The sequence below is a fragment of the Microbacterium sp. NPDC056003 genome, from assembly GCF_042274785.1.
Lineage (GTDB): Bacteria > Actinomycetota > Actinomycetes > Actinomycetales > Microbacteriaceae > Microbacterium.
On sequence record NZ_JBHJXQ010000001.1, the window covers coordinates 1,202,763 to 1,217,324 of the forward strand.

12 protein-coding genes are annotated in these 14,562 nt (G+C 69.6%); 7 read left to right on the forward strand and 5 right to left on the reverse strand.

Annotated features, from left to right (window positions below; translation table 11 throughout):
- Positions 1–47: 47 nt before the first annotated feature.
- A complete protein-coding gene (locus ACFC1W_RS05515; protein ID WP_375989588.1) occupies positions 48–1,385 on the reverse strand; it encodes a glycine betaine/L-proline ABC transporter ATP-binding protein in 1,338 nt (445 codons plus the stop codon).
- Positions 1,386–1,726: 341 nt separating this feature from the next.
- On the opposite strand from ACFC1W_RS05515, the gene ACFC1W_RS05520 reads away from it, so the two are divergent.
- From ACFC1W_RS05520 to ACFC1W_RS05530, 3 genes are read left to right on the forward strand one after another with little or no spacing between them, the layout of a single operon-like run.
- Positions 1,727–2,122: a GntR family transcriptional regulator gene (locus ACFC1W_RS05520; protein ID WP_375989591.1), complete on the forward strand. Its 396-nt coding sequence runs from the start codon at positions 1,727–1,729 to the stop codon at positions 2,120–2,122.
- Positions 2,119–3,033, forward strand: a complete 915-nt coding sequence (locus tag ACFC1W_RS05525; protein ID WP_375989594.1) for an ABC transporter ATP-binding protein — start codon at positions 2,119–2,121, stop codon at positions 3,031–3,033. Before ACFC1W_RS05520 ends, ACFC1W_RS05525 begins: the two co-directional genes overlap by 4 nt.
- Entirely contained in the window at positions 3,030–3,725 is a 696-nt protein-coding gene (locus ACFC1W_RS05530) for a hypothetical protein (protein ID WP_375989597.1), read from the forward strand. The genes ACFC1W_RS05525 and ACFC1W_RS05530 overlap by 4 nt, the downstream gene beginning before the upstream one ends.
- 9 nt (positions 3,726–3,734) lie before the next feature.
- Here the strand turns inward: ACFC1W_RS05530 and ACFC1W_RS05535 are convergent, their stop codons facing one another.
- The gene (locus ACFC1W_RS05535; protein ID WP_191765053.1) at positions 3,735–4,028 is read right to left on the reverse strand and encodes a chorismate mutase; all 294 of its coding nucleotides are present in this window, start codon (positions 4,026–4,028) and stop codon (positions 3,735–3,737) included.
- A 124-nt stretch (positions 4,029–4,152) separates the two neighbouring features.
- Here ACFC1W_RS05535 and ACFC1W_RS05540 point away from each other — a divergent pair, with 124 nt between their 5' ends.
- On the forward strand, positions 4,153–5,364 hold the full coding sequence (locus ACFC1W_RS05540) for an AI-2E family transporter (protein ID WP_375989601.1): 1,212 nt from the start codon (positions 4,153–4,155) through the stop codon (positions 5,362–5,364).
- Positions 5,365–5,385: 21 nt separating this feature from the next.
- On the opposite strand, the gene ACFC1W_RS05545 is transcribed toward ACFC1W_RS05540, so the two are convergent.
- Together ACFC1W_RS05545 and ACFC1W_RS05550 are read right to left on the reverse strand one after the other, a co-directional pair.
- On the reverse strand, positions 5,386–6,564 hold the full coding sequence (locus ACFC1W_RS05545) for a lactonase family protein (RefSeq protein WP_375989604.1): 1,179 nt from the start codon (positions 6,562–6,564) through the stop codon (positions 5,386–5,388).
- Between the two features lie 200 nt (positions 6,565–6,764).
- Positions 6,765–8,051, reverse strand: a complete 1,287-nt coding sequence (locus ACFC1W_RS05550) for an adenylosuccinate synthase (RefSeq protein ID WP_375989607.1) — start codon at positions 8,049–8,051, stop codon at positions 6,765–6,767.
- 78 nt (positions 8,052–8,129) lie between these two features.
- Between ACFC1W_RS05550 and ACFC1W_RS05555 the strand changes: the two genes are divergently transcribed.
- Entirely contained in the window at positions 8,130–8,900 is a 771-nt protein-coding gene (locus tag ACFC1W_RS05555) for a Pr6Pr family membrane protein (protein ID WP_375989610.1), read from the forward strand.
- A gap of 32 nt (positions 8,901–8,932) precedes the next feature.
- On the opposite strand, the gene ACFC1W_RS05560 is transcribed toward ACFC1W_RS05555, so the two are convergent.
- The gene (locus ACFC1W_RS05560) at positions 8,933–10,210 is read right to left on the reverse strand and encodes a DUF1254 domain-containing protein (RefSeq protein ID WP_375989613.1); all 1,278 of its coding nucleotides are present in this window, start codon (positions 10,208–10,210) and stop codon (positions 8,933–8,935) included.
- A gap of 90 nt (positions 10,211–10,300) precedes the next feature.
- Between ACFC1W_RS05560 and argG the strand changes: the two genes are divergently transcribed.
- Both argG and ACFC1W_RS05570 read left to right on the forward strand, forming a co-directional pair.
- Complete coding sequence (gene argG, locus ACFC1W_RS05565; RefSeq protein WP_375989616.1) at positions 10,301–11,743, forward strand: argininosuccinate synthase; 1,443 nt, start codon at positions 10,301–10,303, stop codon at positions 11,741–11,743.
- A 189-nt stretch (positions 11,744–11,932) separates the two neighbouring features.
- Positions 11,933–14,554 carry a penicillin acylase family protein gene (locus tag ACFC1W_RS05570; RefSeq protein ID WP_375989619.1) on the forward strand — a complete coding sequence of 874 codons (2,622 nt, stop codon included), beginning with the start codon at positions 11,933–11,935 and terminating at the stop codon, positions 14,552–14,554.
- Positions 14,555–14,562: the final 8 nt, after the last annotated feature.

A 14,562-nucleotide genomic window follows, 5' to 3' on the forward strand; every position in this document is an offset into this window, starting at 1 on the left:
GACGAACGCCTCGACGGCGTCGCCCAGCGGAAGTCGCAGACCCTCCATCACGCACCTCCTTCCGTCGTGGGCTGTCCCACGGACTCGCCCACCGCCACGAGCGTGCTCATGAGCTCTGCCTGCGGCACCGATGACGGCGCCTCGATGATCGGGATCTCGGTCGTCTGAGGGTCGACGTTGCCCAGCGCGGCGAGCAGGGTGACGCGCGGGATCGTTCCGACGAGGCGACGCTGGTCATCGACCACGGCGATGGGGATCGGGCTCTCGACGGCGCGCTCCACCACCTCGGTGAGCGGGTCGTTCGGCGACACGACGGGCTGCGCGTTCGAGATGAGGGAGCGCAGGTCGGTGCTGCCGGCCTTCACGGCGCGGACGACTGCGCGGTCGCTCACCGATCCGAGGTAGCGACGGCCCTCGAGGACGGCGACGGACCCGACCTGGAGGTCGCGCATGACGCGCAGGGCTCCCCGCACACCCGCGCTGAGCGGTGTCGCCGCCGCCGGCGGAGCCATGACCGAGCCCGCCGTAAGCACACGGGCGCGATCGACGTCCTGGACGAACTGTGCGACGTAGTCGTTCGCGGGATCGGTCAGGATGTCCTCCGGCGTACCGGTCTGGACGATGCGTCCGTCGCGCATGACCGCGATGCGGTCGCCCAGGTACATCGCCTCGTTCAGATCGTGGGTGATGAACACGATCGTGCGGCCGAGCTCGCGCTGCAGCTCGACGAGCTGCTCCTGCATCTCGCGGCGGATCAGCGGGTCGAGCGCCGAGAACGCCTCATCCATGAGCAGGATGTCGGTTCCCGCGGTCAGCGCGCGGGCGAGACCGACGCGCTGTCGCATGCCGCCCGAGAGCTCGTCGGGCATCGCCTCAGCGCGGTCGTCGAGTCCCACCTTCGCGAGGATCTCGAGCGCCCGTTCGCGACGTTCGGCGCGGGGAACGCCCTGGATCTCGAGCGCATACGCGGCGTTGTCGATCACGGTGCGGTGCGGGAGCAGCGCGAAGTGCTGGAACACCATCGACACCGACTGACGGCGCACGCCGCGCAGTCGCTGCGGGGACGCGGCGGTGATGCTCTGCCCGTGGACGAGCACCTCTCCGGCGGTCGGCGGCAGAAGACCGTTGAGCATGCGGATGATCGTGGACTTGCCCGATCCGGAGAGCCCCATGATCACGAAGATCTCCCCCGGCTGGACGGTGAAGCCGGCGTCGATGACCGCGGCCGTGCCGGAGTCGGCCACGTCGGCGCGACTCTGACCGGCGCGCAGGCGCTCGACGATGCTGTGGGGATTTCGTCCGAAGACCTTGAACAGGTTCTTCGCCTCGATGGCAGGCGGAAGGGTCACACTGCACCTCGGCAGCCCCGGTGCAGGGAGCTGCATCGGTTACGCCCGGGTGGCGGCCACGGGGCTCGCCGCACGAGGGGTGAGCCGACTCGGCAGCGGATGTCGGATCCGCGCAAAGGCCGCCGACCGTACGTGCGCGGCGTGCCCCCCAGGGCTCTGCCGCGACCGCGGACTGGTCGGGAGTGGCCCGCAGTGGGCCGGATCCAACGTGTCATCCTTCTCGGACCAGGGCAAATTCGACAGGTGCCGCCCTGCTCGCTACCCGCGCACGCGTGATATCACCCGGTGCGGGCCGCCGGGCCGCGCTGCCCGCTCTTGCGCAGCATCCGGTTCTATGGTTACTTAGTCAGGTAAGTAACCGACAAAGCGGGGTCTATGTGATCGAAGAAGGCCGGGCGCTGTTCCTCCAGATCGCCGAGAGCGTGGAGGACTCCATCGTCGACGGCAGCCTGCCCGAAGAGGGCCGTGCTCCGTCGACGAACGAGCTCGCCGGCTTCTACCGCATCAACCCCGCCACTGCCGCGAAGGGAATCGCCATGCTCGTCGACAAGGGCGTGATCTACAAGCGGCGCGGGATCGGCATGTTCGTCGCGCCGGGCGCCCGCGAGCGCCTGCTCGCAGAGCGACGCGCCGCCTTCGCCGACCGCTACGTCGAGCCGCTGCTCGCCGAGGCACGCACGCTCGGACTCGGTGCCGAGGACCTCACCGACCTGATCCGCGACCGCGCGAGCGCGGCGGCTGCCGCTATCGCTACCGAAGGAGACGCACGATGACGCACGTGATCGAGGTGAAGGGGCTCACCAAGCGCTACCGCGAGACGCTCGCCGTCGACGACGTGACCTTCACGATCGAGAAGGACACGATCTATGGCCTGCTGGGGCGCAACGGCGCCGGCAAGACCACGGTCATGTCCATCCTCACCGCGCAGAACTTCCCCACGCACGGCGAGGTCCGCGTGTTCGGCGAGAATCCGTACGAGAACGCGAAGGTGCTCGGGCGCATGTGCTTCGTGCGCGAGAGCCAGAAGTACCCGGACGACGCCAAGCCCGCGCACGCGTTCAAGACGGCACGGCTGTTCTTCCCGAACTGGAGCCAGGAGCTGGCCGACCGCCTCATCGACGACTTCCAGCTGCCGATGAACCGGCGCATCAAGAAGCTGTCGCGTGGGCAGCTCTCGGCCGTGGGCGTCATCATCGGGCTCGCGTCGCGCGCCGAGGTCACGTTCTTCGACGAGCCCTACCTCGGCCTCGACGCCGTCGCCCGGCAGATCTTCTACGATCGGCTGCTCGCCGACTATGCCGCGCACCCGCGCACGATCATCCTGTCCAGCCACCTGATCGACGAGGTCTCCAACCTCATCGAGCGCGTGATCGTGATCGATCGCGGCCGCATCATCATGGATGAGGACACGGATGCCGTGCGCGACCGCGCCGCGAACATCGTAGGCCCCTCGGCCGCGGTCGAGCGATTCATCGCCGGCCGTGAGGTGATCCATCGCGAGAGCCTGGGCCACGTCTCTTCGGTCACGGTGCTCGGCACCCTCACCGACGCCGACCGCGTGCGAATCGATGCCGAGGGCCTGGAGGTCGCTCCGGTGTCGCTGCAGCAGCTCATCGTGCGCACCACCCAGCACGCCGCCGGCAGCACGGAACAGACCCCCCTCGACGAAGGAGCACTGCGATGAGCCGCACCGTCAACGTCGTCCGCATGCAGCTGATCAACCGGCAGACCTACATCTGGGTTCCGCTGCTCGTGCTGGGCGGCGCATTCCTGCTCACCCTCGCCATCTACGCCATGCTCGAGAGCGCAGGCGTGACCGGCGAGAAGTACGGCGGCGGCGCCCAGGCACCGCTCTGGTACTTCTGCGTCGTCGGCGTCCAGTCCCTGACCCTCAGCTTCCCGTTCTCACAGGCGATGAGCGTGACGCGGCGCGAGTTCTACATCGGCACACTGCTCACCGCGGCGGCGTCGAGCCTCGTCCTCGCTTCGGTGTACGTCGTCGGCGGCGCCATCGAGAACGCGACCGGCGGCTGGGGACTCAACGGCTACTTCTTCTACCTCCCCTGGGTGTGGGAGGGCGGGCCCGCCGTCGCGCTGGTGTTCTGGTTCACCGCCGCGATGCTGGTCTTCGTCTCGGGCTTCTGGGCGGCCACCATCTACAAGAGGGCCGGCACGATCGCGGTCACGCTGGTGCTCGTCGGGCTCGGCGCGCTGCTGGTGCTGTGGATGTATCTCGTCGGCCGGATGGATGCCTGGACCGAGGTGTTCACCTGGTTCGCGACGCAGGGCGCCCTCGGACTGGCCCTGTGGGGGCTGCTGCTCGGCGCGGTGCTGGCCGGGGTGTCGTACCTGACGCTCCGCCGCGCGGTCCCGTAGCCTCGCGGGTCAGCGGCTGTCGGCCGCCTCGGTGTGGTGGCGGATGACCTCGGCGACGACGAAGTTGAACCACTTCTCGGCGAACGCGGGGTCGAGGTCGGCCTCTTCGGCCAGGCGGCGGAGGCGGGCGACCTGCTGCTCCTCGCGCGCGGGGTCGGACGCCGGCATCCCGTGCTCGGCCTTCAGGTGACCGACCTGCTTCGTCGCCTTGAAGCGCTCGGCGAGAAGGTAGACGAGCGAGGCGTCGATGTTGTCGATGCTGCTGCGCAGCCGGTGCAGCGTGGTCGTCGGGTCCTCGGTCATGGGTCCTCCTCCGCAACGACGATACCCGAGCGGTTCGGCCGGCTTCCGGCGTGTGTCGCCCGCACGGGGTGATTTGCGGAGCGGCCCGTCGTTCGACCCCACCCCCGCCCCTAGAGTGTGACGCATGACCGACGACGCCTCCTCCTCGCTGGGCGCGAGCGACGCCGAGACCCTCGCTCCGCTGGCCGCCGACCCGGGTTCGGGCACGAACGCGGCGCACGCGCAGGGCGATGCGGTGCCCGACGGCGTCGCGGAGCTCTCGGGCGAGGCCCCCGAGTCGAAGACCTTCTGGGCGAACCTCAATCACCCGTTCAGCCTCGGCCTGCTGCTGACGCTCGGCGGGCTGGTCGCCATTCTTCTCGGCCTGGCCTTCTGGAACCTCTCGACGATCATCATCTACGTCGTGTTCGCGCTCTTCGTCGCGCTGGGCCTCGACCCCGTCGTGCGGTGGTTCGAGCGGCACAAGGTCGGCCGCGCGTGGGCGATCATCATCGTCTACACGGTCTTCGCCGTCATCTTCGCCGGAGTCCTGCTGCTCGTCGTGCCCACGCTGGTGAAGCAGATCACTTCGTTCATCACCGACCTGCCCGACCTCGTGACGCAGTTCCAGGCGTCGGACTTCTACGGCTGGCTCACGAGCACGTTCGGCAGCCAGGTCGGCGACATGGTGACCCAGCTGAAGTCGTTCCTCGCGAACCCGGCGAACCTCGCGACGATCGGCGGCGGCGTGCTCAACTTCGCCCTCAGCGTCGGCACGACGATCTCCGGCCTCATCATCGTGCTCGTGCTGAGCCTGTACTTCCTGGCCGGGCTCCCCGCCATGAAGGTGGCGTTCATGCAGTTCGCGCCCGCCCGGAACCGCCCGAAGGCGACGGCGATGACGAACCAGATCACCGACTCGATCGGCGCCTATCTGATGGGCATGGTCGTCCTGGCGTTCTGCAACTCGCTCGTGGCCTTCTTCCTCCACCTGTTCCTCGGCCTGCCCTTCCCCGCGCTCATGGGCGTGCTCGCGTTCCTCATCACCCTCATCCCGCTCATCGGTTCGGTGCTCTACTGGATCACCGCCACGATCATCGCCCTGTTCACCGGGTGGCTTCCCGCGCTGATCTTCGCGATCGTCTACCTGATCTACATGCAGCTCGAGGCCTACGTGCTGACGCCGCGCGTCATGAACAAGGCGATCTCGGTGCCGGGTGCGCTCGTCGTCATCGGAGCGATGGTCGGCGGCACGCTACTCGGCCTGCTCGGAGCGCTCGTCGCGATCCCGGTCACCGCGTCGATCCTGCTGATCATCAAGCAGGTGTTCATCCCGCGGCAGGACGCGAAGCGCTAGGCCACGCGCAGGCGCGGAGCGTCAGGACGCCGGCAGAAGGCAGGTCGGAGACGGCGCCGGGGTGCGGTGGCGCACCCGACCCGGCACGCCCGTGCGCAGGTCGAGCGTGAGCGACGCCACCTCGTCGGAGCGCTGCCCCGCGACCAGCAGCGTGTCGCGCACGACGACGTGGTGGCGCGGCCAGTCCACTCCCGCGTCCACGAGCGCGACGGGGCTGAGCGTCTCACCGGCGCCGCGCACGCGCACGGTCGCGAGGGTGTTGCTGCCGCGCACGCCCGCGTAGAGGAACTCGCCGTCACGCGATGCCGCAAGCTCGGCCGCCGAGTCGCCCGGCAGCACGCCTCCGGCGCCGAGCGCGGTGCCGCCCACGACCCGCCACGTGCCGTCGGCCGACGCGGCGAGCGCGAACACCTCGCACGAGAACTCCGTCACCACGTACAGATGGCCGCTCGGGTGCACGACGACGTGCCGGGGGCCGCTCCCCTTCGGCAGGGCGACCTGCTGGCCGGGTCGCAGTCCCGCCGGGCCGGCCCGCCAGAACCGCACGAGGTCGTGCCCCAGATCGGTCGTCACGATGAGCCCGCCGGGCAGGAACGTGGCCTGGTGGGCACGGGATGGGCGAGCGGATGCCGCGGCTTCCGCGTCTCCGTCGGCGGCGGCTGCGTCGTGGTCGGGCACGAGGTGCGCGTACTCCGGCCCTGCCGCGTCGCGCAGGGCGCGCGCGGCAGCGGCCAGGTCGAGGTCGGCCGAGCCGGCGCCCGCCGCATCGCCGTCGGGACCATGCGGATCGACGGCCGCCGCAGCGATCACCGGCGACGAGGGCCGGCCTGCGGCATCCAGCGACATGCGCACGACGCGACCGTCACCCCAGCACGACGCGATCAGCGACCCGCCGTCCGGCGCCACCGCGACGTGGCAGGTCGCCTCACCCGCGGGGACTGCTTCGCCGAGCGGGACGAAGGATGCCTCGCCCGTGCGCCGGAATGCCTGCACGGCGCCCCGCGCCTCGAGGGCCGCGTAGACCACGTCGCGCATGGGATGCGCGGCGACCCACGAGGGGGAGTCGGCGCGCGCGACCTCCCCCGCGAAGCTCAGGGGACCGCCCGCCGATCCGTCGTCCGGGGCGCCGGCGTGCAGCATCCCGATGCCGCTCGCGACGCCGTCCATGTCGGCGGTGTACCCGCCCAGCCAGAATCTCATGCAGCACTCCTACGGTCCGAGAACAGGTGTTCCGGCGAGAACAGGACGTTCTCGCCGTCCATGGTCCTGCCTCCGCCAGAACACCTGTTCCGAGCGAAGCGACAGGTGCGTCCGAGCAAAGCGACAGGTGCGTCCGAGCAAAGCGACAGGTGCGTCCGAGCAAAGCGACAGGTGCGCGGAAGGTCGTCGGGCAGCCCGGGTCAGTCGATGAGGTCGTGGCGCACGATCACCGCGTCACGGGCAGCGCCGACGCCGATCACCGAGATGCGCGTGCCGCTCATCGCCTCGAGGGCGAGGACGTACTCCTGTGCCTCGCGCGGGAGGTCCTCGAACGTGCGCGCGGTCGAGATGTCCTGCTTCCAGCCGGGGAAGTACTCGAGGATCGGCTTGGCGTGGTGGAAGTCCGACTGGTTGACCGGCACTTCGTCGAACTGCTCGCCCTCGACCTCGTACGCGACGCAGACCGGGATCTGGTCGAGCCCGGTGAGGATGTCGAGCTTCGTGAGCACGAGGTCGGTGATGCCGTTGATGCGCGTCGCGTAGCGGGTGATGGGCGCGTCGTACCAGCCGACGCGGCGCGGGCGACCGGTGGTCGTGCCGAACTCGAACCCGCGCGAGCGCAGGAAGTCGCCGTTCTCGTCGAAGAGCTCGGTCGGGAACGGACCGGCACCCACACGGGTCGTGTAGGCCTTGACGATGCCGACGATCCGGTCGAGGCGGTTGGGGCCGACGCCCGAGCCGGTCGCGGCGCCGCCGGCGGTCGCCGACGAGGACGTGACGAACGGGTACGTGCCGTGGTCGACGTCGAGCATCGTGGCCTGGCCGCCCTCGAACACGACGACGTCGCCCGCGTCGAGCGCCTCGTTGAGGAGCAGGCCGGTGTCGGCGACCATCGGGCGAAGGCGGTCGGCGTACGAGAGGAGGTCTTCGACGATCTCATCGGCGGTGATGGCGCGACGGTTGAAGATCTTCACCAGCAGGTGGTTCTTCTGGTCGAGCGCGCCGTCGACCTTCTGGCGCAGGATGTTCTCGTCGAAGAGATCCTGCACGCGGATGCCGACGCGGTTGATCTTGTCGGCGTACGCGGGGCCGATGCCGCGACCGGTCGTGCCGATCTGTCGCTTGCCGAGGAACCGCTCGGTGACCTTGTCGAGCGTGCGGTGGTACTGCGTGATGATGTGGGCGTTGGCGCTCACCCGCAGGCGAGAGGTGTCGACGCCGCGCGCGTGCAGGGCCTCGAGCTCGGCGAACAGCACCTCGAGGTCGATCACCACGCCGTTGCCGATCACCGCGTTCACGCCGGGCGACAGGATGCCGCTGGGGAGGAGGTGCAGAGCGTACTTCTCGTCGCCGATGACGACCGTGTGGCCCGCGTTGTTGCCGCCGTTGAACTTGACGACCCAGTCGGTGCGGTCGCCCAGGAGATCGGTGGCCTTGCCCTTGCCCTCGTCTCCCCACTGGACTCCGACGATCACGATGCCTGGCATGGGCTACTCCCCCGTTATCGGACGGTTACACCCCATCCTATCGGGGCGGCGCCGCCGGCCCGCCGCTAAGGTGGCGCCATGCGATCGAAGGCGTGGGCGCAGACCTGGTCCGTCATGCGGCTCGCGATGGCCGCCCTGATCATCGCCGCCGTCGTCGCGCAGCTGGCGAAGTCGCTGTCGACGGCGGCCGAGCTGGGTCGTGACGTCGGCACGACCCTGGCGAACTTCTTCAGCTTCTTCACGATCCTCTCGAACAGCCTCGCGGCGGCGGTGCTGATCTGGGCCGCGCTGTGGTTCTTCACCCGGGGCCGTCATTCGAACGCCGAGCCGCCCGCGCTGGCGCTGGCGCTGGCGTGCGTGACGACCTACATGATCATCACGGGCGTGGTCTACAACCTGCTGCTGCGCCAGATCGTGCTCGACCAGGGCAGCGCGCCGATCCCGTGGTCGAACGAGGTGCTCCACCTCATCGGCCCGCTGTTCCTGCTCGCCGATCTGTTCGTGGGACCGCTCCGCCGCGCGCTGCCGTGGCGCGCGGTGTGGGCGATCATCGCCTTCCCGATCCTCTGGGTCCTCTACACGATGATGCGCGGACCGCTCGTGACGAACCCTGTGACCGGCGACCCGTACTGGTACCCCTATCCGTTCCTGAACCCGAACGGCGCCGGCGGATGGCCGACGGTGGTGTTCTGGATCGCCGTCATCTCGGTCGCCTTCCTCGTCTTCGCCTCGCTCATCGTGTGGTGGGGCCGGCGCGTCGGCGCGGAGCGCGAACTCGATCACCTCACCGGCGACCACGTCGAAGAGGAGTGGATCGAGGCGCGACAGGCCGAAGTCGAGGGCCACTGACAACGAGAGAGTGGATGCTGCGCCGGCCCCTGCTACGCGACGGGAGCCGCTCCGGTGTCGGCCTCGCGATGTGCTCCGTCGGCCGCGCGGTGTGCCCCGTCGGCCGCGTTCGCGGGCGGGGCGACGTCGTCGGACACTTCCACGTCGGGACCCTCGTAGGCCTCGGCGTCGGTGGCCGGCTCAGCGGCGGCGGCCGGCTCGGCCCCGGGCTCCGCGTCGGCCGCCCCGTCGGACCCGGCCGCGTCCGGCTCACCCGCACCGACGCCGTCGTCGTGCCGCGGAACCTCGTCGATCACGTCGTCGCCGGCCGCGGCATCCGTCCCCTCATCCGTCGGATGATCGGCGGCGAACTCCGCCTCACGGTCGCGACGGCGCACCAGATCGGGCACATGCCACTCGCCGGCGGCGAACGCCGGCTGGGGGCGGTAGAGGCGGATGAGGTAGTTCCAGCCTTCGGGAAGCGGGATGCTGTTGGGCTCGGTCGCCGCCCCCGGCGGCGTGAAGTGCACGGTCACGACGCCGTCCTCGTCACGGTGTCCCGTGACGCTGTTGACGGTGTAGCGCCCCTCATCGTTCGGCTGGAAGTAGCCCTCGGCGTTGTAGACCGAGACCGACCAGAACGCGTCGACCGGCACGTCGTGCATCGACAGGTCGTAGAAGCCGACCGGAAGCTGAGGGTCCACGCCGACGTACGACGCCTCCGACACCGGCAGGCCGCCCCATCCGGCGGCGGTTCCGATCAGGTGCCGCACCGGGTCGACCTCGTCGCGCGAGCCGAACGTGCGCTCGAACGAGCGGAGTCCTGCGGCGAGCGCGAGGAGCGCGCTGCGCGTGGCGTCGAGCGACGCGGGGTCGTACTCGTCGCCGACGAAGGCGACCTCCGATGCAGCCTCGAGCCGCAGGGCGTCCTGAACCTCGGCCACGCGCGCCAGGTCATCGGGGTCGTCGGGATCCACCAGCGTGCGGGCGGCGACGAGCACATAGTCCGCGCCCGGCGCCCGTTCGGCGAGGTCGTAGGCACCGGCGTCGTGGAGGACCGCGCGCACGTAGTGGTCGCGGTCGACGATCATCACCGAGAGGTACCGCTCGCCGGCGTCGGGGACGACGAGCGTGGCCCCTTCGGACAGGTCGACGATCGCGAAGCTGTAGAGGGTGTCGCGGTTCAGCCGGATGACCGTCTGCGCGTCGATCGACGCGGGCTCGCGGTTGTGCCGGAAGGTGTTCACGCCGCCGGCATCGCGCTGGATGTCCGCGAACATGCGGTCGGTTTCCGCACGCGCGAAATTGTCGGCGTTCACGTGAATGCTCATACTCCAACCTTGGCCCTTTGTGGGCTCTCGCGCCATTCCGCCCCGTCACACCGAAAATGTGCGATCATGCCCGCAACTAGACTGGAGACCATGTCGAAGGTCCTTCAGTCCCTGCCCGTCGGCGAGCGCGTCGGCATCGCCTTCTCCGGGGGTCTGGACACCTCCGTCGCCGTGGCGTGGATGCGCGACAAGGGCGCGATCCCGTGCACCTACACCGGTGACCTCGGCCAGCCCGACGAAGACGACATCGAGTCGATCCCCGACCGTGCCCTCACATACGGCGCCGAGGTGTCGCGCCTCGTCGACTGCAAGCCGGCGCTCGTCGAGGAGGGCTTCGGCGCCCTCGCCTGCGGCGCTTTCCACATCCGCTCCGGCGGGCGCACCTACTTCAACACCACGCCGATCGGCCGCGCGGTGACGGGCACACTGCTCGTGCGCGCCATGAAGGATGACGGCGTCGACATCTGGGGCGACGGCTCGACCTACAAGGGCAACGACATCGAGCGGTTCTACCGCTACGGCCTGCTGGCCAACCCCGCGCTGCGCATCTACAAGCCGTGGCTCGACGCCGACTTCGTCACCGAGCTCGGGGGTCGCAAGGAGATGAGCGAGTGGCTCGTCGAGCACGGCTTCCCGTACCGAGACTCGGTGGAGAAGGCGTACTCGACGGACGCGAACATCTGGGGCGCCACGCACGAGGCGAAGACCCTCGAGCACCTCGACGTGTCACTCGAGACCGTCGAGCCCATCATGGGCGTGCGGTTCTGGGACCCGTCGGTCCAGATCGAGGCCGAAGACGTCACGGTGTCCTTCGAAGCCGGTCGCCCGGTCGCCCTCAACGGCGTGGAGTACGCCGACCCCGTCGAGCTCGTCTTCGAGGCGAACCGCATCGGCGGCCGTCACGGCCTGGGCATGAGCGACCAGATCGAGAACCGCATCATCGAGGCGAAGTCTCGCGGCATCTACGAGGCCCCCGGCATGGCCCTGCTGTTCACGGCGTACGAGCGCCTGGTCAACGGCATCCTGAACGAAGACACGCTCGCGACCTACCACGAGCAGGGCCGTCGCCTCGGCCGCCTCATGTACGAGGGCCGCTGGCTCGAGCCGCAGTCCCTCATGCTGCGCGAGTCGATCCAGAAGTGGGTCGGCTCGACGATCACCGGCTCGGTGACGCTGCGCCTGCGCCGCGGCGAGGACTACACGATCCTCGACACCACCGGCCCCGGCCTGTCGTACCACCCCGAGAAGCTCTCGATGGAGCGTGTGGGCGACGCCGCGTTCGGCCCGACCGACCGCATCGGCCAGCTCACCATGCGCAACCTCGACATCGCGGACTCGCGCAGCCGCCTCGAGCACTACGCCGCCGCCGGCATCATCGGCGGAGCCGCCGGCGACCTCGTGGGCCGCGTGACGGCGGGTGAGGCCGACGAGATCACCGGGCGCGCCGAGTCGCAGGATGCCGCGGCCGACGCCCTCGACGAAGCGATCGAGGCAGCATCCGAGTCGGCGATGTACGACGCCGGCACGGACTGACCCGCGACGACCGCGCGCCGCGCCTCGCGCCCGGGGGAGACGGGGACGCCAAGTTCTCCCCGGAGGATTCGCCGCGTGATCGGGCCCGGGATACGATGCAGGGCGGTGCCGCGCGAACCCGAATGCGCGACACTGAGGTCGCGGTGCGTGACATCGCGTCCTAGCCACGCCCGATCCGAAAGCTCTTCAATGCTGAAGTCCTCCCCTGAGCACGTCGACGCCGAGACGACCGAGGTGCCGCGCCGCCGTTCCGTGGGCCGCACGATCGGCATCACGGTCTACAGCATCGTCGCCGGCATCGTCGTGCTCGCGCTGATCGCAACCGGGTTCGTGGTCTACACGATCCAGCGCTCGTTCCCGCAGCTGGACGGCGCCGTCGCGGTCGCCGGACTCGGCGACGAGGTCACCGTCCAGCGCGATGTGCTCGGCGTTCCGACGATCACGGCGACCACGGCCGACGACCTCTTCTTCGCACAGGGGTACGTCCACGCGCAGGACCGCTTCTGGGAGATGGACTTCCGCCGCCACGTGACCAGCGGCCGCCTGTCGGAGCTGTTCGGCGAGTCGCAGCTGCCGACCGACCGGTTCCTGCGCACGCTCGGCTGGCGGGCGATCGCCGAGCAGGAGGTCGAGGCGCTGGACGAGACCACCCGCGCGTACTACGACGCCTATGCCGACGGCGTGAACGCCTACCTCGCCGATCATCAGGGCGCCGACGCCTCGTTCGAGTACGCGGTGCTCGGATTGCAGAACGACGCGTACGAGATCGAGCCGTGGACGCCGGCCGACTCGGTCGCCTGGCTCAAGGCGATGGCCTGGGACCTCCGCTCCAACCTCGAAGAGGAGACGGAGCGCGCCGTCATGGCGCCCGGGTTCAGCCAGGAGCAGATGCAGCAGCTGTACCCCGCGTATCCCTTCGACCGCAACCCGGTGATCGTGCCGTCCATCTCCTCGATTCCCGCCGTCGGCGCCCTCGCCGACATCGAGCCCGACGCCGAGGCGAAGGCGGCCACCGCGTCGATCGAGTGGTCGGAGGTCGACGGCGTCATCGAGGCCGTGAGCACGCTGGTCGGCGGTGTCGGTGAGGGCATCGGCTCGAACTCGTGGGTCGTCTCGGGTGACCTCACCGAGAGCGGCATGCCGCTCCTCGCCAACGACCCGCACCTCGGCGCCTCGCTCCCGAGCGTGTGGCATCAGGTCGGCCTCAGGTGCAAGGTCGTCTCGGAGGAGTGCGCGTACAACGTCGCCGGGTTCGGCTTCTCGGGCGTGCCGGGCGTGATCATCGGGCACAACGGCCGCATCGCCTGGGGATTCACCAACCTCACCACCGACGTCACCGACCTGTACCTGGAGAAGGTCGAGGGCGACAGCTACTGGCGCGACGGGGCCCTCGTGCCACTCGACGTCCGCACCGAGACCCTCGAAGTGGCCGGTGGCGACGACGTCGAGCTCGAGATCCGCTCGACGGTGCACGGCCCGATCATCTCGGGCCTCACCGACGCCTATACGTCCGTCGCCGACGACCCGTACACGGGCACCGGAGGCACCGTCACGCCCCCGTCCGACGCTCCGTCGGGTGACTACGCGGTGAGCCTGCAGTGGACGGCCCTCACGCCGTCCACCACCCCGTCGGCCATCTTCGCCCTCAACCGCGCTCAGGACTTCACCGAGTTCCGCACCGCTGCGGCGCTCTTCGCCGTGCCCGCACAGAACCTCGTCTACGCCGACGTCGACGGCAACATCGGGTACCAGACGCCGGGCTCGCTGCCGATCCGCGGTGCCGGTGACGGCTCGATGCCGCAGCCCGGCTGGGACTCGGCGTACGACTGGCAGGGCTTCATCCCCTTCGAGGAGCTGCCCGTCTCCTACAACCCCGACGAGGGCTACATCGTCACGGCCAACAACGCGGTGGTCGGCGACGAGTACCCGCACTTCCTCACGCGCGACTGGGACTACGGCTGGCGCGCGGCGCGCATCGCCGACCTGCTGCAGCGCGCCTCGGCGAATGGCCCTCTGACGGCCGAGGACATGCGCAACATCCAGGCCGACAACGGCTTCTTCCTCGGCATGCGTCTGTCGGGCGCCTACAGCGAGCTGCAGACCGGCGATGAGGGGACGGATGCCGCGCTCGACCTGCTGCGCACGTGGGACGCCCAGAACGACGCCTCCTCCGCGGCCGCCGCCTATGCGAACGTCCTGTGGAGCGAGCTCGCCCGCAACCTCTTCGTCGAGGGGCGCGAGAATCCTGTCCCGCTGTCGGACCAGGCCCGCCTGTTCCTCGTCGTCGATGGGCTGCTGCGCGATCCCGCGTCGGAGTGGTGGACGAACGAGTCGCTGGGCGTCGCGAACCAGCAGGAGATGCTGAAGCGCTCGGCCGTCGATGCCTACCAGCGGATCGTCGAGCTGCAGGGTGAGAACCCGTCGAAGTGGAACTGGGGTTCGCTGCATGCGCTTCCCCTGCGCAGCGACACCTTCGGGTCGTCGGGCATCGCGCCGATCGAGTGGCTCTTCAATCGCGGCCCGTTCCCGGTCGGCGGCGGCTCATCAGTCGTCAACGCCACGGGCTGGGTCATGGACGCCGAGGGCTTCGCCACCGTCACGGTGCCGTCGATGCGCATGATCGTCGACCTGGCCGACTTCGACGACTCGAGTTGGAACCAGCTGACCGGCACGAGCGGGCACGCCTTCCACCCGAACTACATCGACCAGACGGCGGCCTGGCAGGAGGCGGAGCTCACGCCGTGGGCGTTCTCGCGCGACGCGATCGCCGAGGCGACGACGAACACCCTGACCCTCACCCCCGCCGGCTGACCCGCCGC

Bases quoted from the DNA above. Each gene is read 5' to 3' on its own strand.
- ACFC1W_RS05540 (WP_375989601.1), top strand. From the start codon at position 4,153: ATGACCGACGACGCCTCCTCCTCGCTGGGCGCGAGCGACGCCGAGACC.
- ACFC1W_RS05545 (WP_375989604.1), bottom strand. From the start codon at position 6,564: ATGAGATTCTGGCTGGGCGGGTACACCGCCGACATGGACGGCGTCGCG.
- ACFC1W_RS05570 (WP_375989619.1), top strand. From the start codon at position 11,933: ATGCTGAAGTCCTCCCCTGAGCACGTCGACGCCGAGACGACCGAGGTG.
- argG (WP_375989616.1), top strand. From the start codon at position 10,301: ATGTCGAAGGTCCTTCAGTCCCTGCCCGTCGGCGAGCGCGTCGGCATC.
- ACFC1W_RS05515 (WP_375989588.1), bottom strand. From the start codon at position 1,385: ATGCAGCTCCCTGCACCGGGGCTGCCGAGGTGCAGTGTGACCCTTCCG.
- ACFC1W_RS05535 (WP_191765053.1), bottom strand. From the start codon at position 4,028: ATGACCGAGGACCCGACGACCACGCTGCACCGGCTGCGCAGCAGCATC.
- ACFC1W_RS05560 (WP_375989613.1), bottom strand. From the start codon at position 10,210: ATGAGCATTCACGTGAACGCCGACAATTTCGCGCGTGCGGAAACCGAC.
- ACFC1W_RS05555 (WP_375989610.1), top strand. From the start codon at position 8,130: ATGCGATCGAAGGCGTGGGCGCAGACCTGGTCCGTCATGCGGCTCGCG.
- ACFC1W_RS05525 (WP_375989594.1), top strand. From the start codon at position 2,119: ATGACGCACGTGATCGAGGTGAAGGGGCTCACCAAGCGCTACCGCGAG.
- ACFC1W_RS05530 (WP_375989597.1), top strand. From the start codon at position 3,030: ATGAGCCGCACCGTCAACGTCGTCCGCATGCAGCTGATCAACCGGCAG.
- ACFC1W_RS05550 (WP_375989607.1), bottom strand. From the start codon at position 8,051: ATGCCAGGCATCGTGATCGTCGGAGTCCAGTGGGGAGACGAGGGCAAG.